The 24324-nt window shown below is 42.7% G+C and carries 19 protein-coding genes and 1 pseudogene; 5 read left to right on the forward strand and 15 right to left on the reverse strand.

The features are described 5' to 3' along the window. Nucleotides 1-273: 273 nt before the first annotated feature. A complete protein-coding gene (locus WDV74_RS12635) occupies nt 274-897 on the reverse strand; it encodes a helix-turn-helix transcriptional regulator (protein WP_338883118.1) in 624 nt (207 codons plus the stop codon). A gap of 383 nt (nt 898-1280) precedes the next feature. On the opposite strand from WDV74_RS12635, the gene WDV74_RS12640 reads away from it, so the two are divergent. Next, a complete protein-coding gene (locus tag WDV74_RS12640; protein ID WP_338883119.1) occupies nt 1281-1976 on the forward strand; it encodes a LuxR C-terminal-related transcriptional regulator in 696 nt (231 codons plus the stop codon). Nucleotides 1977-2013: 37 nt separating this feature from the next. Here WDV74_RS12640 and iolB read toward each other — a convergent pair whose 3' ends face one another. The 6 genes from iolB to iolG all read right to left on the reverse strand — a co-directional run bounded on the left by iolB (nt 2014) and on the right by iolG (nt 10020). After that, entirely contained in the window at nt 2014-2844 is an 831-nt protein-coding gene (gene iolB / locus WDV74_RS12645) for a 5-deoxy-glucuronate isomerase (protein WP_338883121.1), read from the reverse strand. Between the two features lie 24 nt (nt 2845-2868). Next, nucleotides 2869-3759 (reverse strand): myo-inosose-2 dehydratase, encoded by an 891-nt coding sequence (iolE, locus tag WDV74_RS12650; protein WP_338883122.1) that lies wholly within the window; start codon nt 3757-3759, stop codon nt 2869-2871. Between the two features lie 55 nt (nt 3760-3814). Next, nucleotides 3815-5719 (reverse strand): 5-dehydro-2-deoxygluconokinase, encoded by a 1905-nt coding sequence (gene iolC / locus WDV74_RS12655; RefSeq protein WP_338883123.1) that lies wholly within the window; start codon nt 5717-5719, stop codon nt 3815-3817. Between the two features lie 89 nt (nt 5720-5808). Further along, the gene (locus WDV74_RS12660) at nt 5809-6942 is read right to left on the reverse strand and encodes a Gfo/Idh/MocA family oxidoreductase (RefSeq protein WP_338883126.1); all 1134 of its coding nucleotides are present in this window, start codon (nt 6940-6942) and stop codon (nt 5809-5811) included. A gap of 193 nt (nt 6943-7135) precedes the next feature. Further along, nucleotides 7136-8848, reverse strand: a complete 1713-nt coding sequence (locus WDV74_RS12665; protein WP_338883128.1) for a solute:sodium symporter family transporter — start codon at nt 8846-8848, stop codon at nt 7136-7138. Nucleotides 8849-9033: 185 nt separating this feature from the next. Beyond that, complete coding sequence (gene iolG, locus WDV74_RS12670) at nt 9034-10020, reverse strand: inositol 2-dehydrogenase (protein ID WP_338883129.1); 987 nt, start codon at nt 10018-10020, stop codon at nt 9034-9036. Nucleotides 10021-10585: 565 nt separating this feature from the next. On the opposite strand from iolG, the gene WDV74_RS12675 reads away from it, so the two are divergent. Then, complete coding sequence (locus tag WDV74_RS12675) at nt 10586-10735, forward strand: hypothetical protein (protein WP_338883130.1); 150 nt, start codon at nt 10586-10588, stop codon at nt 10733-10735. 483 nt (nt 10736-11218) lie between these two features. On the opposite strand, the gene WDV74_RS12680 is transcribed toward WDV74_RS12675, so the two are convergent. From WDV74_RS12680 to WDV74_RS12700, 5 genes and pseudogenes are all read right to left on the reverse strand, one after another. Continuing rightward, nucleotides 11219-12229: an NAD(P)-dependent alcohol dehydrogenase gene (locus WDV74_RS12680; RefSeq protein ID WP_338883131.1), complete on the reverse strand. Its 1011-nt coding sequence runs from the start codon at nt 12227-12229 to the stop codon at nt 11219-11221. After that, a pseudogene (locus WDV74_RS12685) lies at nt 12201-13050 on the reverse strand (acetolactate decarboxylase). Before WDV74_RS12685 ends, WDV74_RS12680 begins: the two are co-directional and overlap by 29 nt. Next, nucleotides 13040-13462, reverse strand: a complete 423-nt coding sequence (locus WDV74_RS12690) for an aldo/keto reductase (protein ID WP_338883132.1) — start codon at nt 13460-13462, stop codon at nt 13040-13042. Before WDV74_RS12690 ends, WDV74_RS12685 begins: the two are co-directional and overlap by 11 nt. A gap of 776 nt (nt 13463-14238) precedes the next feature. Next, entirely contained in the window at nt 14239-16173 is a 1935-nt protein-coding gene (gene iolD / locus WDV74_RS12695) for a 3D-(3,5/4)-trihydroxycyclohexane-1,2-dione acylhydrolase (decyclizing) (RefSeq protein WP_338885608.1), read from the reverse strand. A 22-nt stretch (nt 16174-16195) separates the two neighbouring features. Continuing rightward, nucleotides 16196-17707: a CoA-acylating methylmalonate-semialdehyde dehydrogenase gene (locus WDV74_RS12700; RefSeq protein WP_338883133.1), complete on the reverse strand. Its 1512-nt coding sequence runs from the start codon at nt 17705-17707 to the stop codon at nt 16196-16198. 234 nt (nt 17708-17941) lie between these two features. On the opposite strand from WDV74_RS12700, the gene WDV74_RS12705 reads away from it, so the two are divergent. Together WDV74_RS12705 and WDV74_RS12710 are read left to right on the forward strand one after the other, a co-directional pair. After that, nucleotides 17942-18766: a MurR/RpiR family transcriptional regulator gene (locus WDV74_RS12705; RefSeq protein ID WP_338883134.1), complete on the forward strand. Its 825-nt coding sequence runs from the start codon at nt 17942-17944 to the stop codon at nt 18764-18766. Nucleotides 18767-19372: 606 nt separating this feature from the next. Beyond that, complete coding sequence (locus tag WDV74_RS12710; RefSeq protein ID WP_338883135.1) at nt 19373-21037, forward strand: condensation domain-containing protein; 1665 nt, start codon at nt 19373-19375, stop codon at nt 21035-21037. Nucleotides 21038-21076: 39 nt separating this feature from the next. On the opposite strand, the gene WDV74_RS12715 is transcribed toward WDV74_RS12710, so the two are convergent. Continuing rightward, complete coding sequence (locus tag WDV74_RS12715; protein ID WP_338883137.1) at nt 21077-22285, reverse strand: transposase; 1209 nt, start codon at nt 22283-22285, stop codon at nt 21077-21079. Nucleotides 22286-22307: 22 nt separating this feature from the next. On the opposite strand from WDV74_RS12715, the gene tnpA reads away from it, so the two are divergent. After that, nucleotides 22308-22724, forward strand: a complete 417-nt coding sequence (tnpA, locus tag WDV74_RS12720; RefSeq protein ID WP_338885521.1) for an IS200/IS605 family transposase — start codon at nt 22308-22310, stop codon at nt 22722-22724. A gap of 72 nt (nt 22725-22796) precedes the next feature. Here tnpA and WDV74_RS12725 read toward each other — a convergent pair whose 3' ends face one another. Both WDV74_RS12725 and WDV74_RS12730 read right to left on the reverse strand, forming a co-directional pair. Beyond that, the gene (locus WDV74_RS12725; RefSeq protein ID WP_338883139.1) at nt 22797-23363 is read right to left on the reverse strand and encodes a transposase; all 567 of its coding nucleotides are present in this window, start codon (nt 23361-23363) and stop codon (nt 22797-22799) included. Nucleotides 23364-23420: 57 nt separating this feature from the next. Further along, nucleotides 23421-24266, reverse strand: coding sequence for a transposase (locus WDV74_RS12730; protein WP_338883140.1), 846 nt, complete (start codon nt 24264-24266; stop codon nt 23421-23423). Nucleotides 24267-24324: the final 58 nt, after the last annotated feature.

Here is a 24324-nt window from a genome sequence, read left to right on the forward strand (position 1 = left end):
TTTTATCTTATGTTTTGATAATGAAATTAATACACCAGACAAATATCAAAATCAACATATAAAAAAACAAATGTTGATTTTAGGGATGAATAAGTGTGTCATTATTTAATGATGAGTAAACAAAAAAACAAACAAATAAATTTAACTTTATGATATTCCTTAATAACGTGATATATCTGTTGTCAATAGCAAAGCGAAAACCAAGAGTATTATTTACCTCACATACAGTATGGCTATTAACCTCTAAGTTGTATAAATATTCATATGATACATCTATGTGATAAGGAAGTTTTCTCTATATCCGAACCTTTCTTCCATTATGTCTCCAATAACTATCCAATTATCCAAACTCTCTCTATTCGATTCTTTGATATGAAACTGCTGCTGTTTTGGATCGAAACATAGTTTTGGATTGTTACCCTGGTAGTTACCTCTCCTGATTATTAATAAATCACCTGAATTATGTTGACCTGATAAATCATCCTCAAGTAAAACGGCAACAATATTAGGCCCTGTGCCAAAATAATAAGTCAGCTGCCTTCCAACAATCAGGGAACCTATCTTACCGTCCAGAAATTCGGGAGTAACACATTCAGATTGCATAAATAATGGAACAGCACAGGGATTCATGTTCCCCTCATAAGAAACGATCCCATCCAAACGCTCTTTTTCTGCGATATCAGTTGATTCTATTTCACTATATGATACGCCAAAGAAATTAGAGATTTTCTGTATTGTGGAAGAGTGAACGTTTTGAACCCTATCTTCTAAGATATTATAAATAGTTGTACGATTAAGACCTGTTTGCTCACAGAGCGATACTCTTGTCTCTCCTCTGGAATCGAGTAAATATTGCAAGTTTTTTCTCAGGTGTTCCACTTTTTGCTTCTTATACATACTAACGCCCAGAAAAATATATAACTAGTTAATTTATATGATTTTTTAGACTAAACGCTTTTTATAAGGGGAGGAAAGGGTGAAAAACACTCTTGTTATTTAACGGTAAAAGTGATAATGGTTTTTTCTTAGATGTAATTATTTTATATAGAAAATATTAATTGAGTAAATTATATCTTTGAATAGACTAGCAAAAATAGATAATAAATAGCATAAAAGCAGATAAAAATAGATAAAATATGGCTTTCACCGATATCTTAAATTTCAATTTTCCAATTACCTTGGAAAATTAACCTTGATGAATATCGAGTCAATACAAGTAGAAAAATAAATACAAACGTCCTTATTTACAATGAATAAACTAACAATTATTTGAGATAGAGATGAGTTTATCCTATAAAAATAATGAACCCTATTTCAAGGGACTAATTGCCATGATGGAACATCTCAGCGATCCTTGGGGTATTAAGGATCTGGATTCCAGGCATATCTATATGAATAAAGCAGCTTATCTTTACACCAACACACCAGAATATTTTGACATTGAAGGTAAGTTAGACTGTGAATTTCCAACTGATTGGTCCGATGACGAATTTTCACAAGATCTCAAAGAGCATGATCGGAGAACTGAGGAAGCAAAAGATAGAGTTTCCATTATCGAAACACATTATTGGTACGGAAAAAACAGTTTGGCCCCTTTCATCAGTGAAAAATTTCCCGTGTATAACGATGAAAAAGAGTGTATTGGAATAGTTTGGAATGCTAAACCGTTAAGTAGCTTCTCTCCCTTAAAATACATTAATCGCCACAAACCCAGCATACTCACTACAGAAGCAACCACAGACCTGTTTACTCGTGGTGAGCTGGATATTATCTTCTTCATGCTGCAAAGACGCTCAAATAAGGAAATTGCCCAAATATACAACGTTAGCCACAAAACGATAGAAAATAGAGTTTATAACATCTATCAAAAAGCGAACGTTCATTCACTCCAGCAATTTGAGGAGTTTTGCAGACACTTACAGTTAGACAGCTACATACCAGAACGCCTCATTGAGAGAGGCATTCTATTTCTCTGAAGAAGCCAAATATTGCTCCCCTAAATGGGAGCAATACCTAACGGCTGGCATGTTTCTCCGCATATTCTTTGCCATTAACCCATTGATGATCTTTTTCCCAGGTAAATAACCACTTGCGTGTCGGACCAGCCATAACATTGAGGTAGTAACTGTCATAACCCGCAATGGTAGCCACAGGATGATACCCTTTTGGCACCATCACCACATCCTTGTTATAAACCGCCATTGTTTCATCCAACGAGCGGTCGTCGGTATAGACTCGCTGGACACAGAAACCCTGGGGTGGATTAAGGCGATGGTAGTATGTCTCTTCCAAGTAAGTTTCTTGCGGCTCATTGTCAGTATCGTGCTTGTGGCTAGGATAAGAACTGGTGCATCCTTCATCGGTATAGACTTCAACAACCAGCAGACTATCCGCCGGTTGATCATCTGGCAGGATATTATGGACATAGCGTCGATTATTACCATTGCCGCGCTGTTCAGCCCCAATATCTTGTGGGGCGATTAAGCGGGTGGGATAACTGCCTTTTCCTTTCGCCTGACATACCGCCAGTTCCAGTTGAGTCTCGGCAACGATTTCCATCATTTCATTAGGTGCCACATAGACGGCATAAGGCTTTTTACGCTCAAATGGATCCATGCGCTCCCCAATTTTTTCAAACCGTTGCTGAGGTGTTACTACCGTGGCTTTTCCTGCCACCAGTACCAAACACGTCTCATTTTCTGAAGCGGGTAACGTGATGATTTCCCCTACATTCAGTTCATAAACCGCAAAATGAACATATCCCCAGTCTGCTGTTTCCGGCGTAATATGCTGCGTTCGTTTGCCCTGATTTGGTGCGTGGTATTTTGACAGTAGTTTAGACATTTAACCTCCCCTCAATCTCCGCGTTTAAATCAATCCCGCTTCTTTGGCAAATTTATGCAAATTACGATACCCCAGCGTGGCATAAGTCAGTGGGTGGGCAACAGCAGGATCTTGCTCTGCTTCAACCACCAACCAACCGTGATAGTTATTCGCTTTCAAGATCGCAAAAATAGCCGGATAATCGACGCAACCATCTCCTGGTACGGTAAAAACACCGCTCAATACCGCATCCAGAAAACTGGTTTTGCGATTTTTGATATCTTTTAACACGTCTGGACGAATGTCTTTGCAATGCACATGATTAATACGTGTGCACCAACGTCTTGCCACCGTTAACGGATCATCCCCCGCAAAAGTGAGATGTCCGGTATCCAATAACAATCCCACTTCCTCACCCGTATTTTCCATCAGGTTATCGATGTCTTCGGCACTTTCAATCACCGTTCCCATGTGATGATGATACGCAATCTGTATGCCTTGTGACTGAGTATAACGGGCAAATTCTGTCAGTTTTTCACCATATTCCTGCCAACGCTCTGCCGGAAACAGTGGACGAAGATACACTGGCTTATCCTGATTGCCATGAATGCAATGAGTCACTTCGGCAAACACCATCACAGTAGCCCCCAATTCCCGCAACAGGGTTAAATGCGGTTGAACAGCAGCTATTTCTTCTTTAACACTGCGTGTTAATAGTTCAGCAGAATACCAGCCAGATACGAGTTTTAAATCATGAGCGGCCAAAATGGGGCCTAAAATCTGTGCCTGGCGAGGGAATTTATTACCCAACTCAAAACCTGCAAACCCTGCTTGTCGCCCTTCTGTCAGGCAAATTTCTAACGGTGTTTCTGCCCCCAAGGACGGCAAGTCATCATTGGTCCAGGTCAGGGGGTTGATGCCAAGTTGAACAGCCATGAGGTTCCTCCTGTAAGGTGAAAAAAAATGATGTTCTATTTGCTTTTTTATTCAGTTAGCTACGCTGATTCCAGTAGTCAATCAGGTTGTGATAATTAGTTTTTATTTTCTGGATAAGCGTTTCATCATCTATTTCTTCCGCCAGCCATTGCAGTGAAGGCTGACCAAATAGCGTTCTGCCAACAGCAAAACCTTTGACGATAGATTTACCCGCTGCTGCATTGAAACTGGCTTTTAAGATCGTTTCCGGTGCATCAAGGCCAAGGATCACAACCCCATGACAATAAGGGTCACGCTGTCCAATTAATGCAGCGATTTGGTCCCAGGTTGCAGATTGCATCGGTGGCAATTTCCACCAGTCCGGTTTAATACCAAGATTGTAAAAACGCTGGAGCGCCCGTAGATAAAGCTCATCAGAATGGGGCATATCGACTGGCAAAATCACTTCCAGCAACAATTCATGACCAGACTGACAACAGGCGGCATAAACTTCTTGTACGGTTTTTTCCTGTTCCAGACGCAGTGGGTGGCGATCTTCTGGATGAAAGAAAACTAAACATTTAACAATATGTTCCCGCGGCCAACTAACTAGCTGGGAACCAATATCACCATGTTCGAGGCAAAGTGGTCGGGAGCCAGGCAGTTCAATCGGACGACCAATCCATAACCCTTTCCCTGTTGCAGCATTCAGTACATCTTGACCAAAACTGCTGTCACATAATATCCCCGCTCTTCCTGCCAAATAAGCTTCTGTGCTGACTTCCTGACTGGCACGGAACAGGAGTTGTTTCAACTGTGGAATTCGCTCAAGACCAGCATTCACCTCGCGCGCCATTTCGACAAACTGGATACGATGATCAAATGCCATGACACATAATTCATCCCATTGTTTATGACGATTGCTAACCCGATGCAGGTGATTGAGATGTGGATCTAAATCTGGGGATCGTACTTCTGTTGCTCGCCTTAAATAGTTATCTAACTCCGTCTTATCTGGCATAGCGGGCGCACACCCATGACGGGAAACAACCAACGCTCCACAAGCATTGGCATAAGTGCAAGCCTGTTCCCAACTTTCGTTATTAAGGTAGCCGCGCAATAAACCAGACATAAAGGCATCCCCAGCCCCCAAAACGTTCAAGACTTCTACCTTGACGCCCCGTACAGTGATCCCCTCGTCTAAGGTATCGGGAATATTGGCAGCAAATACCGAACACCCTAATGCACCACGCTTACAAACCAATGTTGCCGCCGTTAATGTCCGTATTCGACGCAAAGCTTCGACAGTATCCGTAGTGCCACCCGCAATATGAAATTCCTCTTCGGTTCCCACAATCAAGTCAAACAGGGAAAGCACTTCTTGCAATTGTGCTGTCACTGGTTCAGAAGCGATATAACGAGTTTCACCGTCACCTAATGATGTCAATCCCCACAGTACCGGACGATAATCGATATCAATAACAGTCCTGACACCATTGCGGCGGGCGTAAGTCAGAGCAGTCAAAACAGCATCACGAGTTTGTGGATGGGAAAGGTGAGTTCCGGTGATCGCCAGACAACGGGCAGATGCAATATAATCTTCACTGAAATCATCTCGGGAGATCGCCATATCAGCGCAATTATCACGGTAAAAGATCAGCGGAAAAGTTTCGTTATCTTTAATGCCGAGTAAAACCAAAGCCGTTAGCCGCTCTTTGTCGGTGATCAAATGGCTGGTATCACAACCCACCCGCTCCAGTTCTTCACGCAAAAATCGGCCCATGTGTTCATCACCAACCCTTGCCAGCATTGAGGATTTTAATCCTTGACGTGCTGTTCCATAGGCGACATTACCTGAAGAGCCACCTAAGTATTTTGCAAAGCTTGTCATGTCTTCCAGACGGGAACCAATTTGTTGACCGTACAGATCAACCGCAATACGTCCCATGCAGATCACATCCAACTTTCTATGCTGTTCCATTGATTCACCTCTTACCGGATACGCTATTTTGCTGAACGCCTTATATTGTTCGCTTTCGTTACCCCTTTGAGCCTGCCGGAAACCAGACTTTAGTTAATTTCAGTGGCATTAACCCAGCGTTTCTCTTGGTGGGAGCACAAGATAGCGTCCAAAATGCGTGAAACTTTCCAACCTTCAGTAAAATCAGGCCACATATCTTTTCCCAAAGCGATACCCTCTATCAGGTCTCGAATTTCCACGGTTTTTTGGTCATTGAAGCCGATGCCATGCCCTGCACCATTGCAGAAAGGGGCATAATCGGGATGCTCAGGCCCCACTAGAAGAGTTTTAAATCCCTGGCGATTTGCAGGCTCGTCATGACGATAAAGCTGCAACTCTGCCATCCTTTCCTGCGTAAAACTCAGTGTGCCTTTAGTGCCTGTGACTACATAACTCAACCCCATTTTGCGGCCACACGCGATACGGGATGTTTCAATGACTCCCATTGCTCCTGTATCGAAACGCACCATTGCATGTGCCTGATCTTCATTTTCAACCGGGAGCATCACAGAAGAGCCTGCTTTTTCAGGGCGCATTTTCACTACCGTTTCCAGATCACCACAAACAGTCACAATATCCCCCACCAAATAGTGCGCCATGTTGATAATATGGGCTGCTAAATCTCCCAAGGCTCCCAATCCTGCATGTTCTTTAAAACAGTGCCAGTGGATTGGGCTAAGAGGATCAGCCATATAGTCCTCATTATGAGTACCGTAAAAATGCACAATCTCACCAATTTCACCATTGGCAATAATCTCTTTCGCCAACTGTGCTGTAGGGTTTTTCATGTAGTTAAAGCCAACCAGAGTCTTAACTCCTGCTTGAGTGGCAGCTTCTACCATCTGTTTTGCATCATAAGAGTTCAATGCCAATGGTTTTTCACAATAGACATGCTTACCGTGCCTGATAGCTTCCAACGCCATTTCTTTATGCAAAAAATTAGGCGTGCAGATATCAACAACATCAATTCTCGGATCAGAAACTAATTCATGCCAGTCGCCTGTCGAGCGCTTAAATCCAAGGACTTTTGCCTGTTCACCAGCCTGCTTTGCCGTCACATCAGCAACCATTTCACGTATCAATCGCCCCTTTAGCGGAAATACTGTAGGCGCCTGGGCATAAGCAATGGCATGAGTTCGGCCAATATAGCCTGTGCCAATTAATCCGATACGGATCTCTTTCATGCAATTGATCCTCTACGCTTTTAATCTTTGGTTTCACTATCTGGGTTCTTAGTTCTTAGCTTTGTTCTCCAGCTAACCAACTGAGATTGATTGCAATTCCTTCTGATTCCACAAGAAACATTTATTTTAAATAAAATTGGGAACATAAATTTGACATCGTGATCCAGTAAGGACTTTTCTGCTAATTGCGCTCTTATTTTTCTGATATCCCTGTTTTTTCTGATGTGCTCGCCACCACCGGACGTTTAAATAACACCCTGCCTATCTGGTAGAAAACATAGCCCAATATACTAGCGACAAAGAGATAGTAGAGCGCCATCACATAAGCCGGCACGTTCTCAGCAAGGAAAACATACATGGAGACAACAGCCAGTGTAATTAAGCATCCTGCCGGTTTAACCATCGACCAAGGGGTAATATCCACCTGTTCTGTATACACTTCCTGATAAGATTCAGCTGGGAAAAAATACCCAATCGTCAACATGAAAATGATATTCAGGACAAACAGAATGCCAACCAGATGGAAGAAATGAATATTGAAGTTCAGGATAAAGTGACAAATGATGTAAGCCGACATACCAAACAACAATCCCAGCTTTGCTGCAATCGGGGGAACCCGTTTTGTCATCAACCCAACCAGAACGACACTGAGGATCGGAGCATTGAAGATCCCTTGTAGCTGTTGAATCAGGTAGAACAAGCCATCAGGTGCGTTAGCGACAAATGGGGCAATGAGCATCGTTGCCAGTGCAAGAGCAATGCCTAAATATTTACCGACTGTCACAGCCTGTGCTTCAGTGGCATTCGGATTAATCCGTGGCTTGTAAATATTGACGGTAAATAATGTCACGGAAGAGTTGAGACCACCGCTGAATGTCGAAAATACAGCTCCCACAACTACCGCGGCAAAGAAACCAACCAACACTTTGGGCAATACCAGTTGCACTAATGCAGGATAGGCATTATCTGGGTTGTCTATTTGGCCATTAAAAATATGGAATGCAATTATTCCTGGTAAGATAATAATGGTAGGAATAATGAGCTTAAATAAAGCACATAACATTACGCCTTTTTGCCCTTCCGCCAGATTCTTAGCGCCCAATGATTTCTGCACAATGGATTGGTTAGTACACCAAAAGAACATGTTGGAGATAAGTAGTCCTGTGAACAGGGTCGAGAATGGCACAAGTGAATCTTCACTGCCGATGGAATTAAACTTCTCTGGATGGGTCTGGTAGACATCAGTTAACCCTTTCCATACACTGCCATCTCCCACATACAACAGGGCAAACACCGTTACCATCAAGCCGCCCACAATCAAGCCTACGCCATTAATGGTATCGGCAACTGCAATCGCTTTGATCCCACCAAAGATGGCGTAAATTGCCCCCAATCCCCCCACTCCCCAAACCATGATCCAGAGTGCCGTGGTTTTATCGACTTGAAAAACTTGGGAAACCTGAAACAGACTTTCCAGAGCAATCGCTCCTGTATACAGAACGATAGGTAATAATGAGATCACATACATCGCCAAAAATAGGATTGATGTAATTAACAACGTGTTTTTATCAAACCGGCGTTCAAGATATTCTGGGATGGTTGAAATTCCTAATTTCAGATATTTTGGCAAGAAATAAATAGCAAATAGGACAATAGTTAAAGCCGCAATCACTTCCCAGGCCATAACAATAAAACCAGTCCTGAACGCCAGCCCATTCAAGCCGACCAAATGTTCTGTAGACAGATTCATTAGCAACATGGAGCTGCCGATATATATTCCTGTCAAGGAACGCCCGCCAAGAAAATAGCCTTCAGTCGAATCACTTAATTGTTTGTTGTGCGTTTTATAATAAGCAAACCCGGCTACCAATAAGGTAAAACCCATAAAAGAAAGAAAAGCTAACATATACCCTCCCCCCTGATTAACCGTTTAGAGCCATATAGTTACCTCCGCTGAGGATTAGCTCCTTTGCCACCGCCCTCAGAAATCTATTGGGTACAAAACGGCCTGCCGCAGTTATGGCTGCCGGAACAGATATGTGATTTTTATGAAATAAATGTTCCAGTAATGTTTGTTATTGAATATTATCGTTATAGTTTGATTTCTTTACCGGATTGCAAGGATTCGAGTGCCTTGTCTGCGAGATATAAAGCCCGTTCTCCATCAATACCATTTGTCTCAGGCATTACCCTGCCAGCCATGACATCAACAAAATGGCTCCATTCTGCGATGTATGCGTCACGGTAACGTTGCAAAAAGAAATGTTCTGGTTTCGCGGCGGTACAACCATTTTCTCCCCAGAATTCCACACTGTTTTCCTTTATATTTCCGGCAGTCAGAAGCCCTTTTTCGCCATGCAGTTCCAACCGTTGGTCATAACCATAACCGGAACGACGGCTATTGGTGATGGTTGCCATTACCCCCGATGGAAATTTTATGACAATAAACGCAGTATCGATATCACCCGCCGTACCGATAGCTGGGTCAACCAGATTGCTGCCCTGGGCATAAATAGCACATGGCTCTTCACCAATGATAAAACGAGCCATATCTAAGTCATGAATGGTCATGTCCCTGAACATACCACCAGATACACGCACATATTCAGAAGGTGGGGGAGACGGATCACGGGAGATAATAAGCAGAGATTCTGCCTTGCCAATGGTTCCGGCATTAAACAAGTTTTTCAGCTGCCGAAACTGCGGATCGTAGCGACGATTAAATCCGACAAACAGAGGAACCTGACACGTTTTTACCGTAGCAAGGCACTGGCGAACCCGTTCAAGATCAAGGTGAACCGGTTTCTCGCAGAAAATCATTTTATTGTGTCGGGCGGCCAGTTCTATCAGATCGGCATGGGTATCCGTTGCTGATGCAATCAGGACACCATGAACATCAGGATCTGACATCGCTTCTTCAGTGGCCTGTATTTTTGCTTGATATTGATGTGCCAATGTCTTAGCACTTGTCAGATGTGGATCTATCACAGAATAGAGGCAAGTTTCTTTGTGGTTGGCAATGTTGACAGCGTGAACCTGCCCAATTCGTCCAGCGCCAAATAATGCAATATTGAACATAAATGCTCCTTGATACCTTGGTATCTGCTTTTTGGTGTGGATGAAAACATATCAAATAAAATATTTATTTCAATTTTTCTTTATTTGAAAATTTTATTTTTTAGAGCTGGCTCATAACTTTCATCTGGCGTGCATCTTGCCGGCAATGTCTACGCTGCCTGACCGTTTCCATATCTTATGAGCAAAATCGCGGGACAATCTGCCTGTTATCACGTGTGATATCACCAGAAAGCGTGTAGTGACACAAACACAGAATTTTAACAACACCTAGACACATTAAACTCCAAGTTACAATTACAACACGCTATGAAACCTGATTTCTCCCCGCGAAGCGAGGGAGAAATCACATGCATCTTGAAGTTAGATTGGTATAAACAGAGTTGAATGGTGTTATTTTATAAATTTATAAAAAAGATATTAAAATGAGAAATATTTTTAATTTATTAATTAGTGGTAAAAAAATAGTTTTCCTGATTTTTATTCCTTCACTCATCAATGCATGTGCTCAAAATAGGGTAGAAGAGAAAAAATCCGATATATATGATCAGTCTCATGAAGTGAACCAATGGATATGGCCGACATCAGGAATAAAATTGGGCTTAATGAAAAAGAACCGGAAATCGATATATTTGGTGAGCGTGATCAAGCTATTTTGGCTACCGAAAATGGTCAGGTAGTCTATGCAGGAGATACTCTCAAAGGCTACAAAATCTGATTGTGATTAGATACAGTGATACTTTCTTAAGTGCCTATAGGAACAATAATACTATCTTGGTTAAAGTAGGGGGCATCGTTTTACGTGGAAATAAAATAGCCACTATGGGAGAAAATGTTTCTTCGGCATACTTACATTTTAAGATAAGAAAAAATGGAAATTCTATCGATCCGCGAAAATTTTTACCGTTAAATTTTGGATCAGCTCACAAAATGAAAAAAGCGCACTATAAAAGCATCTTCGGATAGTCAACATCGATTTATTTTTTTAAGCAATTCATCATTGAAGTTAAGGAATAAAACTATAGTACTATAAGTGGTCTTTATGAATCGATTTTAGATTCTAACCCTGACAAAAGACACCATGAGGTTCCCGTTTGCTAATAGCCAGAATGAGTTACAAACATTCCTCATGGCGTCTACCCCTTTAACATCAATGTTTGCAGTTATGAAAAGATAATAAATAGAAATTGACTCATTGATATTATTCATGGGTAATACAAATCTTTCCGGTATGCTTGGCACTAGCAATGTAACTATAAGCTTTAGTAGCTTCAGTAAAGGGAAATATCATATCAATGATCGGTTTAATATTGTGCCGAATCATAAAATCAATCATATTTTCAAAATGTACGCGCGAACCCACACTAATTCCACAAATTGTGGCATTGATTGATTGCAGACGCATAAGATTAGTTTGCGCACCAAAACCGGTTAAAACTCCAATTTGCAAAATATAACCGCCAGCAGAGAGGCAATTCAACGATAGAGAAAAGGTATCCGGTCCCCCAAGTTCTAGGATGTGCGTGGCACCTACCCCTTCAGTCGCTATCTTAACTTCTTTATCCCACTCTGGAATTTTCTGATAATTTATAAGCACATCTGCGCCCAATTTCTGCGCAAATTGGAGTTTCTGATCCGAAGATGAAGTTATAATGACTTTCGCTCCTACCGCTTTAGCAAATTGCAGGGCAAACAGTGCGACCCCACCTGTTCCTTGAATAAGTACGGTTGAATTTTCATTTAAATTTCCACGAACAAAAAGTGCTTGCCATGCAGTTACTGCGGCACAAGGTAACGTAGATGCCTCTATGGCAGAAAATTGCTCGGGTATTACGACAACTGATTTTTCGTCGATAACAATCTGCTCGGATAATACGCCAGGGAAACTGCCACCTAATGCAGACTGAATATCGGTTTCCTTGAACGAGCCTGTTCTCCAGTCATGGAAAAAAATAGGACAAACACGTTGCCCAACTTTAAGGCGACTAACATTTGTACCAACCTCTACGATAATTCCGCTACCATCAGAAAGTGGTACCAGACCTTCGCGTGAAATGTCAGAATTGAAAGCAGAAATCAGCAGATCGCGATAATTTATACTCCAAGCATCCATTGCGATTCGAATCTCACTAGGTTCAAGCTCTGGTAATTTAGCATCTACCATCACAGGAATATATTTATCCTTATGAATTTTCAACTGGTACTGTTTCATTTTTTTCTCCTTTTCTTAAAGTATTTTTTAGCGTCGACATTATATTTTGTGCCGTTTCAAAACTTTCAATATAAGAATCCGGCCGCACAAGCATTACCCGATTATCAGAAGAACCGCACTTCTGACATAAAGCTTTATAATAAGAATCAGGTAATACACTTATCTGACAATTCTCAGATATAAACATGAAGTCATAGATATGGCCTCCTTTTGTTCGGTTGTCAGAAATAAAATGTAAATGACTGCCGGGATAATCAATCCCACTCTTGATATATTCTGGACTTATAAAACCTAGGATAGTCCCAGACTTGTCCTCTAATTTCATGGGATGATCAATGAATTTTGCATAAATAGGATTCGTATATGGTGATTTCTGCTTAACCAGAGTTCGGTAGTTCAATGTAGAATATGTACCATGTATTTTTACTGATATTTGATGTTTCAAATGTCAGTTCAGGAAAAAATGTAGTAAATTTTGCATAAGTTGCATGGTCATCATTATTGGAAACAATAGGAACACCATCATAGGGTATTTTATAAACTTGTCCATCTAATAATATTAACTCACCTGAAAAAGAAGAAAATCCACCTAATCCGAAATTACCACTTTCTTTCAGTTTTTTTACGCTGACGTTACTATAGAGATCACCATCCTTGATCGACCCCATAAGGAAATACCATTCAAGTGGATATTCCTGTGCTATAGTGGAAAATGTAACCATTATAAAAATAGAAAATATTTTCTTGCGCATAAATTTTTTCTTATCTTTTTCAAAAAGTCTGAAGTTGAAAATATTCAGACTAAGAATATTATAAACCATACTCTCTTAACATAGTATCGGAGTAACGCTTACCAAAAATTTCATAAACTGAAAGAATATCGTTTATACTTTCAAAAATATTTTTCGGTAATACCATACTATTAACCGCGCTGTTTTCCTTTAGATATTTAAGAGTCTTTATTCCTGGAATAGTGATGATATTCTCTCTTCTATTTATCACCCAAGAAATAGCAAGCTGTGTTGGTGTGATACCTACTGATCTTGCAATTTCTTCAATTTTCTTAAATATTACGTAGTTTTTTTCAATAGCTTCATCAGAAAAACGTGGAAGTGTTCGTCTAAAATCATTATGACCAAGATCAGCGCTAGTTTTATATTGTGCAGATAATAACCCTCTGCTTATAGGACTATAAGCAATAAATACAATGCCGTTAGTTTCACAGGTATTCAAAATTCCGTTATCTTCAACATCCTTCCTTATTTAATATATATTATTTTGTGAATAGTTCTCTTTCTCTCAATATCCTCAAATTGAGATTATGCTGTTCTTGCACTGTATAAACATTTTCTACAAGATAATTTCCTGATTCAGTTTTTCTAGTATAACGCCCATAATCATCGGTCGTCATGAAACAGATATTAAACGAAGATAATAAATCGAGCATTTGCGGCAGATTGCCTCAACTCAAAAGTGAAATACATTGGGCTATCACCTGTTTTCTTTTTTATATTAAAAGCATATCAAAGAAAATATATACGCATTAAACTTCAAGCTGCAATTTACAACACAATATGAAACCTGATATCTCCCCGCGAAGCGGGGAGATATCACACGCATCTTGAAGTTAGATTGGTATAGCTGTTTTTTATCACCTACAGAAAAACCATTGCTTATTTATTCCACAAATGAATCTAAAAAGCATAAGGATATCAAATTAATACTTTGGAAGCGTGAAAAAAAGAAGTAGTAATCCTGTTTCTCTGGGTATCAGTGACAAAACACTGTATATCTGGGTGACTATGCACATAAACAAAATGAAGTCGGACGCAATGATAATGGCTTTTCCCCCTAATTTGGCAATAACCAACCTGGTACAAATAAAGAATAACGTGGCCGTTTATCGGCAAATATTTTAAACACGGGCTGAGCACAGAAACCACAGCGTCTATATAACACATGGATTTTGCGCTCAGTCTTGATCAATGCTATCCAATATCGGCTAATACTTAATACTGACGCACTTTTTTCTCCACATATTCCCTGATTTTTTCCGCTGATGCAGCAATGTCTGGATTATCAGCAACCTGCGCAGTTCCTATTCTCCACCATGATTCATAATCATGCGTCATGGTTTTTGGTAAAACTTTAATGTCGATTAACGTTGCACATGGCTGCTTCTGCGCATTCTGCAAAGCGGCAATTAATTGTTGTTCATCATGCACCCGATAACTTTTACAGCCGTAGCTTTCCGCATTCCTGGCAAAATCCACCGGTATTAAGGCGCCATCCAATCTGCCGTTTTGCTGATTGCGATAACGATTCTCCGTAGCAAAACTGCCCATACCTTGGCTCATCTGTAAGTTATTGATGCAACCAAATCCCGCATTATCAAACAGCAGCACAGTGATCTTAATGTTTTCCTGAATAGCCGTTTGTAATTCACTGTGCAACATCAAATATGAACCATCACCAACCATTGCGTAAACCGGCTGTTCAGGACACGCGAGTTTTGCCCCCAATGATGCAGCAATTTCATATCCCATACAGGAATAGCCATATTCAAGATGATAAGTATCAGGCACTTTCGGTTGCCAAACGCGCTGTAAATCGCCCGGCAGAGAACCCGCAGCCCCCACAATGATGGCATTGGGTTCCAGATACTGATCCATCAAACCAAGTACACGGGTTTGGGTCAGACTGGTTTGTAACGTTTCACTGTACTCTTCCAATTTTTCATCCAAATGTCCGGCAATCTCTGGCTTGATTCCGGCCTGATATTGAATGGAAAACAATCTTTCCAATTCCTGCTGCCAAGCTGCCTTCGCCTGAAAAATTTCTTGCTGCCACGCCGAACGCCATGCTGTTTTTGATAATGCCTGTGCAATGGCATTGAGTCCTTCTCTGGCATCCGCCAGAACGCCTACAGCATCCAGTTTGCAGGCGTCAAATTCTGCAACATTGATGGTAAGAAATTCCACTTCTGGGTGTTGAAACAGTGACTTTGAGGCCGTCGTAAAATCGGTAAAACGGGTGCCAACGCCAATAATCAAATCGGCTTCTTTAGCTAACTGATTCGCCGCCAAACAACCTGTCGTGCCAATGCCGCCACAATTTAGGGGATGGGCAGCCACAATCGCACTTTTTCCCGCCTGAGTTTCAGCAAATGGGATATGGAAGATTTCAGCAAAATGGCGTAAAGCGTCATGAGCTTCGGAGTAACGTACGCCACCACCACAAATCAACAGCGGCTTTCTCTTGCGCTGAATCAGTGCAATTGCCTGTTGAATTCGCACCTGAGAAGCAGGACGACGTTCAATATGGTGAACTCGTTTCTGGAAGAAGTCATCTGGATAACCCCACACTTCTCCCTGAACATCTTGCGGAAGACAGATCGTGACCGCCCCCGTATCTGCCGGATCCGTCAATACCCGCATGGCGTGGAGCATGGCTGTCATCAATTGCTCCGGCCGCGAAATGCGATCCCAATAACGGGATACTGGCCGGAAACAATCATTGGTACTTATGGTGCCATCGCCATATTGTTCAATCTGCTGTAAAACGGGATCAGGCTGACGACAAGCAAAAGTATCTCCCGGCAATAATAGTAATGGGATACGATTCGCTGTTGCTGTTGCGGCGGCCGTCACCATATTGGCCGCGCCAGGCCCAACAGAGGAGGTGACGGCAAAAATCTGCCGACGTTTTTTCTGTTTGGCAAACCCCGTCGCAATATGTGCCATCCCCTGTTCATTACAGCCTTGATAAACGCGAAGATGCCCAGGCTCCTGCTCCAATGCCTGCCCTAATCCCACCACATTACCGTGACCAAATATGGTGAACACACCTCGAAGAAAAGGATATTCTTCCCCATCAACATTGATATATTGCTGGTTAAGAAATTTGACCAAGGCTTGAGCCATCGTCATTTTCTTGGTCTTTATTGCTCCGTTTTTCATGACATGGCTACTCCATCGTTGGCATCACAAAATGGCTATCGTGATGTTCTAAACGCACACTGGCGGGCCAACGGCTGGTGACGGTTTTCATGCGGGTATAGAAGCGCACCCCGTCATTACCATGTACATTCAGTGGCCCAAAAATGGAACGCTTCCAGCCACCAAAACTATGAAATGCCATCGGTACTGGAATGGGGACATTCACACCAACCATACCCGCTTGAACGTCTTCACTGAACTGACGCGCCGTTTCACCATCACAGGTAAAAATTGCCGCTCCGTTGCCATATTCATGCTGGTTAATCAAGTTCAATGCTGTGTCATAATCCGGTACGCGGACAAGGGTAAGCACCGGGCCGAAAATCTCTTCCTTATAGATTTTCATATCCGGCGTGGCATAATCAAACAGCGTTGGCCCCACGAAATAGCCATTTTCATGGCCTGCCACCGGATATCCTCGCCCATCAACCAATAATTTTGCGCCCTGTTCTATTCCACTGCAAATGTAGTCACAGATTTTTGCCCTGTGCTGCTGAGAAATCACTGGCCCCATGTCGTTTTCTTTTCCATTGGAAATACCAGGGCCCACCGACATTTGAGCTATTTGTTGCCGGAGTTTTTCTACCAATCTATCTGCAACTTCATCCCCAACCGCGACGACAACCGACAATGCCATACAGCGTTCCCCTGCCGCACCGAATGCCGCCCCCATGATGGCATTTGCAGCCATGTCCATATCCGCATCTGGCATCAAGACACTGTGGTTCTTTGCACCACCTAATGCCTGACAACGTTTGCCGTGCGCTGAAGCAGTGGCATAGACATACTCTGCTATCGGGGTTGAACCGACAAAACTCACTGCCTGAATGCGCGGATCGGTCAGTAGTACATCAACAGCTTCTTTATCCCCTTGCACAACATTAAACACACCATCCGGCAAACCGGCTTGTTGCAATAATTTCGCCAGTTCAATCGAAAGTGAGGGATCTTTTTCAGAAGGTTTCAGGACAAAGGTATTTCCCGTCGCTAGTGCGATAGGAAACATCCACATTGGCACCATGGCAGGAAAATTAAATGGCGTGATACCGGCACAAACACCCAAAGGTTGCATCAGGGAGTGACTGTCAACTCCCGTTCCTACATTGGCAGAGTGCTCCCCTTTTTGCAGATGCGGGATACCACAAGCAAATTCGACCACTTCGAGGCCACGAGTTAACTCCCCCACCGCATCAGAATAAATTTTTCCATGCTCTTCAGAAATCAACCTTGCCAGTCTATCCTGGTTTTCTTCAAGCAATGATTTGAATTTGAACAAAATCCGTGCACGTTTCAACGGCGAGTTTTTTGACCACTCCTTAAAGGCCAGATGGGCAGATTCAATGGCATGTTCAGCCTCATGGGCTGCACTCAAGGCAACCGTTCGAATCTCCTGTCCTGTAGCTGGATTGAAAATGAGTGAAATGCGATCGCTTTGGCTATCAACGAGTTGCCCGCCAATAAAGTTTTTAATCTGTTCCATTCTGAGCCTCTCTAAATTCAATTAAGATTGAACTGGCAAGTTGCTATTGAACTATACGATTAAACTTCAAGTTGCAATTTACAACATTACACGCATCTTGAAGTGAGATTGGTATATAAGCGTTTAATCACGATGCTACAGATATATGAAATATATATTTCATTTTCAATTGAATTTGAAATGCGCTTTAATTAATGTGATCAACACGCTATTTTTATGCAAATGGAGGGCCTGATGTCTGCTGCATCTAATCTGAATGAACTTCAAGAACAAGTACGATCCCGTTATGGTGAGTTGAGTAAACGGTTACAACAAGTTGCAAGATATGTACTGGATAATACGAATAGTGTCGCATTTGATACTGTTGCCGTTATTGCCAAAGAAGCCAATGTTCCACCTTCCACTTTGATCCGCTTCGCCAATGCCTTTAATTTCAGTGGATTCAATGAAATGAAGCAACTGTTTCGCCTGAATTTGGTGGAAGAGACCGCCAGCTATACCGATCGGGCACGGCTGTTTAAAGAGCTGGATAACGATCATCAGATACCAGAAGATCCTCAGCATATTTTACAGGAGTTTGCTCATTCCAACGCTCAAGCCATGCAGCAACTCGCAGCCCGTACTCCCGCAGAGGATTTGGATAAGGCAGTGAATTTACTGGCGAATGCCGACAATATTCACATTATCGGCCTGCGCCGCTCTTTCAGTGTTGCCTCATATTTTGCCTATGCCCTCAGCCATCTGGAATGCCGCCCCCTGCTTATCAATGGCTTAGGGGGGATGTTCCACGAGCAGATGAATATGATTGGCCCTCAAGATATCGTGGTATCTATCAGCTTTACGCCGTATGCCGAAGAAACGGTGATGGTCAGTGAAAAAGCGGCACAGGCGGGTGCGAAGCAAATTGTCATCACGGATAGCCAAATTAGCCCACTCGCAAGTTTCAGCGATATTTGCTTTGTGGTGAAGGAAGCCCAAGTTGATGCCTTCCGTTCTCAATCTGCCACCTTATGTTTGGTGCAATCTTTAACGGTAGCACTAGCGTATCGGCAGGGATAATAGGGGTCAGGTAACACCGTTTTCATAAAACCGGAAATAAATGTCAGCGTGATCATATGAGATTAAAGCATATTGATCACGCCTACCATGATCAACACAGCCATTAAATAACTGCCACTAAAATTTTAGTTCTTAATATTTTATGGATATTGATTTACTTAAAATAGTCTTTAATCGTTTCCGAGCTATAGGTATCCTTTTCAAACACATATACCAATCTAACTTCAAGATGTATATGATTTCTCCCCGCTTCGCGGGGAGAAATCAGGTTTCATAGAGTGTTGTAAACTGCAACTTGAAGTTTAATGCGTATAACTTAATAATGGCAAAACTGCATCAATGAATAAGTTTTTTATAAATCAATGCACTGACAAAAAAATCCCCTTCTTTGCCAGACAGAAGAATCAAATTAAGAAAATGTATAATGTCATAAAGCGGTAATATTAAATATCAATAAATTACTTCCTGCGATAACGATTAATTTCATTATTGGAGTAGATTTAATTCACTGTTCTTTTCATTTAACAAATGATACGGACTAAATATGCTTAAAAACAGTTATCAGTCTGTATTGAATATAATTTATAATCATAGCGGAGTATTCACATGGACAAGATTTTGGCTTCTCCATTTATTCATTTCTTTTGGAAATCATGGGTTCTCGAACCTCACTCACCTAAATACAATATTGTTATAGAACAGAATATTAAGGGAAATTTAGATGAAAGTAGATTAAAATGGACTCTGCAAGAATTTATTAATCTTTATCCTTTATTCAAATATCGGATTGAAGAAGAAAATGATGAGTTATATTGGATATTTGGCTCAGATGATATTGAGTTTACATACCTTTCTAATAATGAAGAACAATTGAATCAGTTTGCTCTGCGCCCATTTGACCTCAGAAAAGGGCCAGTAGTTCGTTTTGGTTTAATCAAAGAGACAGAACAGCAATTTCACTTGCTCATTGTACGGCACCATATCATCTGTGATGGACAAGGTATAGAAGAGTTTTTTCACAATATCGCTGATCTGTACAACCAACGTCCTCTGCGCCATTCCCCCATGACGCTGCAACAAGCATCAGAGAAATTTGAACAAGATCGTCAACTTTTACAATTATTGGGCAAATATAACCCCAAACAATACTGGAACAAATATTTGTCAAAAATAACGACCAGTAATCCATTGCCCTATTTACCTCAACAAGCGATAGGTGAGCCTGAATTACCTAATGAATTTCGTTTCAACTTGCCATTGGAAGATTGGAATAGTCTCACAAAATCTTTATCCCCTTGTAAACCGTTCCTCGTATTTAAAACGTTATGGGCAACATTAGTGGCCCAGTATACTGGAACTGGTGTCGTTCATCTTATTTATCCTATTGCAGTCGCTGGCGGGGCATCCGTTTCGCTCGGTGCACAAATCAATGCGACTATTTTCTCCCTACATTTTAGTGAGATGGATAGTTTTAATTCTCTCTATCAGGCTACGTTAAACTATAGCGCATCATTGAAGGCTCAGCCTGATTTGCGTTTTTCAAGTTTGCCTATATTCCAAGCCGTACCCACCGATCTTATCAATAAGTTCAATGTCGGTATCAATCAGGCCAGTTTTAAGGATCTCAATCTGGAATTAGACGGATGTGAGGTCCATTACGGTAATCGTTTCAATAACGATTTAGCCGTCACAGAATGGATATTAGAATATCATCTGAAAGAAGGTCATTGGGCTTTTCGCATCCGCTATCATCCTAACCTTTTCCATGCAAAACAAATCAAAGCGTTAGGTGAACAATTCCAGCAATTGTTGGTTAATGCCTTGTCTCATCCCGAAACGCCAATATTACAGTTTCCTTTACTAACGCCTGCTCAGATACAGACATTACTGGAATACGGTAGATCAAAACAACCCGATCCTCTATTGTTTGATTTGGTACGGAAACATTATCAACAGGCAATTGGACAATCACAATCTGCTGAAATATCAGATATCCAAGCCTATGTGTTGAATGAACGATTACAAATGGTGCCTATGGGGTTAGAGGGCGAGCTTTATCTCTCTGGGCCAGGATTGGACAATAAATATTGGGAGAAATCAGTATTGGCAGCAAAACAGCTTATTGCCAACCCGTTTGTTCAATATACCAAGCATAAGTGGCTCTATCGCACTGGCGAGCAAGTACGCTGGTTGCCAAATGGAGAGCTGGAATCTCTGGGAGCAAAAAACTACGATTTTCTGAAAGAAGCAAGTAAAATTAACAACTGTTGACATCCTCCCCGCCCTAAAGGACGGGGATTCCTACAGCGTTCAGACCGAAGCCTGACTCACCTCGGTGGGTTCCTGCTTCAACGGGCGGTCTGACTGCACCATCCCTCCACAGGCAAGCACGGCATGTCCTGCCGCTAAAATATTACGTGCGGCGTTTACATCCGCGTTCGCGGTGTAGCCGCATACCTGACACACGAATTGACTTTGCGTCTGACGGTTTTCTTTCGCCGTATGACCACAGCAGGCACACCGCTGGCTGGTGTATGCCGGAGGTATCGCCACTACCTGACCACCGCGCCAGAGCTGCTTGTACTCAAGCTGACGGCGCATTTCATGCCAGCCTTGATCCCGTATCGAGCGGTTCAAGCCTGATTTGCCTCTGACGTTTCTTCCGTGCTTCTCTGCCGTGCCTTTTGCCGATTTCGACATGTTACTGACCTTCAAGTCTTCAATGACGATCATCGCGTGGTTTTTGCTGATTTCACTGGTGACTTTGTGAAGGTAGTCGCGCCGGATATTGGCAATGTGCGAGTGCAAACCCTGGATTTTCCGTTTTTGTTTCTGCCAGTTTGCGCTGAATTTTACTTTGCGACTCAACTGCCGCTGGAGTGTTGCCAGCTTACGTTGGTTTGCTTTGAAGCTGCTTACTGGCTGATATACCGTGCCATCTGAAAGCGTGGCAAGTTTTGTTACTCCGGCATCCAGTCCGACCATTGATTCTGCATTGTGAGCAGGGTCAGTCACTTCGTATTCAGTCTGGATACTGACGTACCATTTGCCGCATGACTGGCTGACCGTGACGTTTTTCACTTCGCCAATGACTTCACGGCTGTTGCGATAGCGTATCCACCCTAACTTTGGCAACGAGATTCGACTGTTGGGCTGATCGAGCTTCACGCCCTGCGGGTAGCGGAATGAGTCATGTTGACCACGTTTTTTGAAGCGGGGGAATGCAGCCCGCTTCTGGAAGAAATTTTTGTAGCCGCGCTCCAGATCTTTCAGTGACTGCTGCAACGGTTGCGAGGGAGATTCTTTCAGCCATTGTGTTTCAGGTACGGATTTCCACTCAATCAGCCATGAAGCCATTTTGGTGTAGGGGAGATATTTATTCCCTGCTGCAGGGTTCTCATTCTGGAGTGCCAGTGCACGGTTAAAAACGAAGCGACAAGCCCCTGCGAAGCGTCGCATATCGCGCTCCTGCTGACCATTTGGTCTTAACTGGAATTTGAAGGCTTGAAGTCGTATCATGACTATCATTATACTTTGGTCTATGACAAAAGAAACTGATATTCGACGCGGAAGACACGGTGTTTTCCTGATGCAAGTCCACTTGGTATTCGTCGCCAAGTATCGACGAAAGATATTCGATCTTGATGCCATCGAAAAGCTACGCAGCTACTTTAGCAGCGTATGTGCTGATTTTGGGGTTGAACTGGTTGAAATGGACGGCGAATACGACCACGTGCATTTGCTGATCAACTCCCCGCCAAAGCTCGCAGTATCGAATCTGGTCAACAGTCTTAAAGGCGTTTCCAGCAGGCTGCTTCGGCGTGACCGTCCAGATATTGCTCTACGCTATTACTACAAAGGCGTTCTGTGGACACCGAGCTATTTTGCAAGCAGTTGCGGAGGTGCGCCGATCTCGATCATCCGGCAATACATCGAGCAGCAGAAAACACCAGGTTAGTCGGAAAACCGCGCCTTATATCCCGCCCTGAAGAGGGTGTCGTAAAAGGGGGGAGGTCATTTTTGCAACGCGTTAAGTTGAGATCCTCTCCCATTTTTCAGTGCCTGTTATTTGAACCAATAACAGGCTGAAAATCATCCATAATATCAGAGCCACTGCTCTTGATAAGTTATAGGCCATCGCATGCAGGGTAAATTCCAGCTTTACCGCTGATAATCCTCTACGCCGAAAGCGCTCCAGTCCCTGAATTCCCCGCAAAGCTGAAAATACCGGTTCTACTCTGCTCTTTCGTTGACTCAATATCCGTTTTGACTCAGGGTTAGCCATATGCAAACGCAGTTCATCCCGCTTTTCATCTTCCCGATAGCGTTTTATTTTTCTTCCGCCTTTGGCCCGTGTACATTGGGTTTTTTGCCGACATTGGGGGCAATTGGCACGGCTATAGACCCGATAACCTCGCGCTTTTTCTGACGCGGCCACGGGGCTTTTCAACGATAATGAATGATGGGCAGGACAGAGATAAGTGTCTTTCTCAGCCTCATAGATAAATAACGATTTGGGGGAGATTGTTCGGGGGCTCTGCCGGGTTGAATTTTCAGAGCAAAACAGCGGGATCTGATATTTTTGTGCCTCAGCCATCACCGCGTCATGGAAATAACCGGCATCCAACAACAATTTGTCCGGATGATATCCCGATCAATTGAAATTCTGCACCAATAAATCCGCCATTACCCGTGTCTCACTGGATGGATCTACGGTTTGGGCGACGATAATACGTCCTGTGTTGACTAAAACAGACGGTTTATAGGCTGTTGAAAATCCCTTTCCCCGCTTGAGTTTCTGGACGACAGCGTCTGGCTCTGTGGGATTAATACGTAACTGGCTACCATCTTTCCCCTTTTTTTCCCGGTTTTCTTGCCGGCGTCGTAATACTTCTGTGCCCTGTTCCAATTGCTGAAGACGTTTCTCTGTCTGCCCCGTGGCAGGCGCTGCACTGAGGGGCTTTTTTTCGCGGGAAATGGCTGCCTGAGTCAAAAGATGATAATGAGAACACATGGCCTCAATCACTGTCCCGTCACCAGCCAGACACGAAATACCGGATTGACTGCGGCGCAAAACAGATAAGGCCAGCTCTTTAAAAAACATCCCCGTCAGGACAGTTTGATGCTGATAAATGAAACGTCCAAGACTGGCATGATCAGGGGTAATTCCCTGACTGACCCAAATACAGCCCAAATCTAAACGCGCCAAGCGTTCAAGTGCTCTGAGCGAACGCTGTCCTTTCATGATCCCATAAAGCAGGATCCCCATCATGGAGCGGGGAGAATAAGGAGCCCTGCCTGTTGAAGCATAATGACGTTCGAAAGGTCCCCAGTCTTGTTCATCCAGGCTCTCCGCGACAATAAGTGCACTGCGTTCTCCCATTTGCTTGAGATAATCCCCAAGGGAAAGAGAGCCATCCAATACAGGTAAATGCTGCGCTTTGACAAATTGACGTTGGGTGTGAACAGACGATTCCAGTTTTCGGGTGAATAAGGTCATAAAAGATCGGCGCCTAAAGGAAGAGCGCCGATCTTAATGGATAACATGAGCTTTTACG

Source organism: Xenorhabdus sp. TH1, from assembly GCF_037260955.1.
Taxonomy (GTDB): domain Bacteria; phylum Pseudomonadota; class Gammaproteobacteria; order Enterobacterales; family Enterobacteriaceae; genus Xenorhabdus; species Xenorhabdus griffiniae.

What these genes read in the sequence shown, in the direction of transcription:
- WDV74_RS12715 (WP_338883137.1), bottom strand. Translation starts at nt 22,285, where the DNA reads ATGATACGACTTCAAGCCTTCAAATTCCAGTTAAGACCAAATGGTCAG.
- WDV74_RS12635 (WP_338883118.1), bottom strand. Translation starts at nt 897, where the DNA reads ATGTATAAGAAGCAAAAAGTGGAACACCTGAGAAAAAACTTGCAATAT.
- iolE (WP_338883122.1), bottom strand. Translation starts at nt 3,759, where the DNA reads ATGGCTGTTCAACTTGGCATCAACCCCCTGACCTGGACCAATGATGAC.
- WDV74_RS12705 (WP_338883134.1), top strand. Translation starts at nt 17,942, where the DNA reads ATGTCTGCTGCATCTAATCTGAATGAACTTCAAGAACAAGTACGATCC.
- iolB (WP_338883121.1), bottom strand. Translation starts at nt 2,844, where the DNA reads ATGTCTAAACTACTGTCAAAATACCACGCACCAAATCAGGGCAAACGA.
- WDV74_RS12660 (WP_338883126.1), bottom strand. Translation starts at nt 6,942, where the DNA reads ATGAAAGAGATCCGTATCGGATTAATTGGCACAGGCTATATTGGCCGA.
- WDV74_RS12665 (WP_338883128.1), bottom strand. Translation starts at nt 8,848, where the DNA reads ATGTTAGCTTTTCTTTCTTTTATGGGTTTTACCTTATTGGTAGCCGGG.
- WDV74_RS12680 (WP_338883131.1), bottom strand. Translation starts at nt 12,229, where the DNA reads ATGAAACAGTACCAGTTGAAAATTCATAAGGATAAATATATTCCTGTG.
- WDV74_RS12675 (WP_338883130.1), top strand. Translation starts at nt 10,586, where the DNA reads ATGGATATGGCCGACATCAGGAATAAAATTGGGCTTAATGAAAAAGAA.
- tnpA (WP_338885521.1), top strand. Translation starts at nt 22,308, where the DNA reads ATGACAAAAGAAACTGATATTCGACGCGGAAGACACGGTGTTTTCCTG.
- iolG (WP_338883129.1), bottom strand. Translation starts at nt 10,020, where the DNA reads ATGTTCAATATTGCATTATTTGGCGCTGGACGAATTGGGCAGGTTCAC.
- WDV74_RS12710 (WP_338883135.1), top strand. Translation starts at nt 19,373, where the DNA reads ATGGACAAGATTTTGGCTTCTCCATTTATTCATTTCTTTTGGAAATCA.
- WDV74_RS12700 (WP_338883133.1), bottom strand. Translation starts at nt 17,707, where the DNA reads ATGGAACAGATTAAAAACTTTATTGGCGGGCAACTCGTTGATAGCCAA.
- WDV74_RS12730 (WP_338883140.1), bottom strand. Translation starts at nt 24,266, where the DNA reads ATGACCTTATTCACCCGAAAACTGGAATCGTCTGTTCACACCCAACGT.
- WDV74_RS12725 (WP_338883139.1), bottom strand. Translation starts at nt 23,363, where the DNA reads ATGGCTGAGGCACAAAAATATCAGATCCCGCTGTTTTGCTCTGAAAAT.
- iolC (WP_338883123.1), bottom strand. Translation starts at nt 5,719, where the DNA reads ATGGAACAGCATAGAAAGTTGGATGTGATCTGCATGGGACGTATTGCG.
- WDV74_RS12640 (WP_338883119.1), top strand. Translation starts at nt 1,281, where the DNA reads ATGAGTTTATCCTATAAAAATAATGAACCCTATTTCAAGGGACTAATT.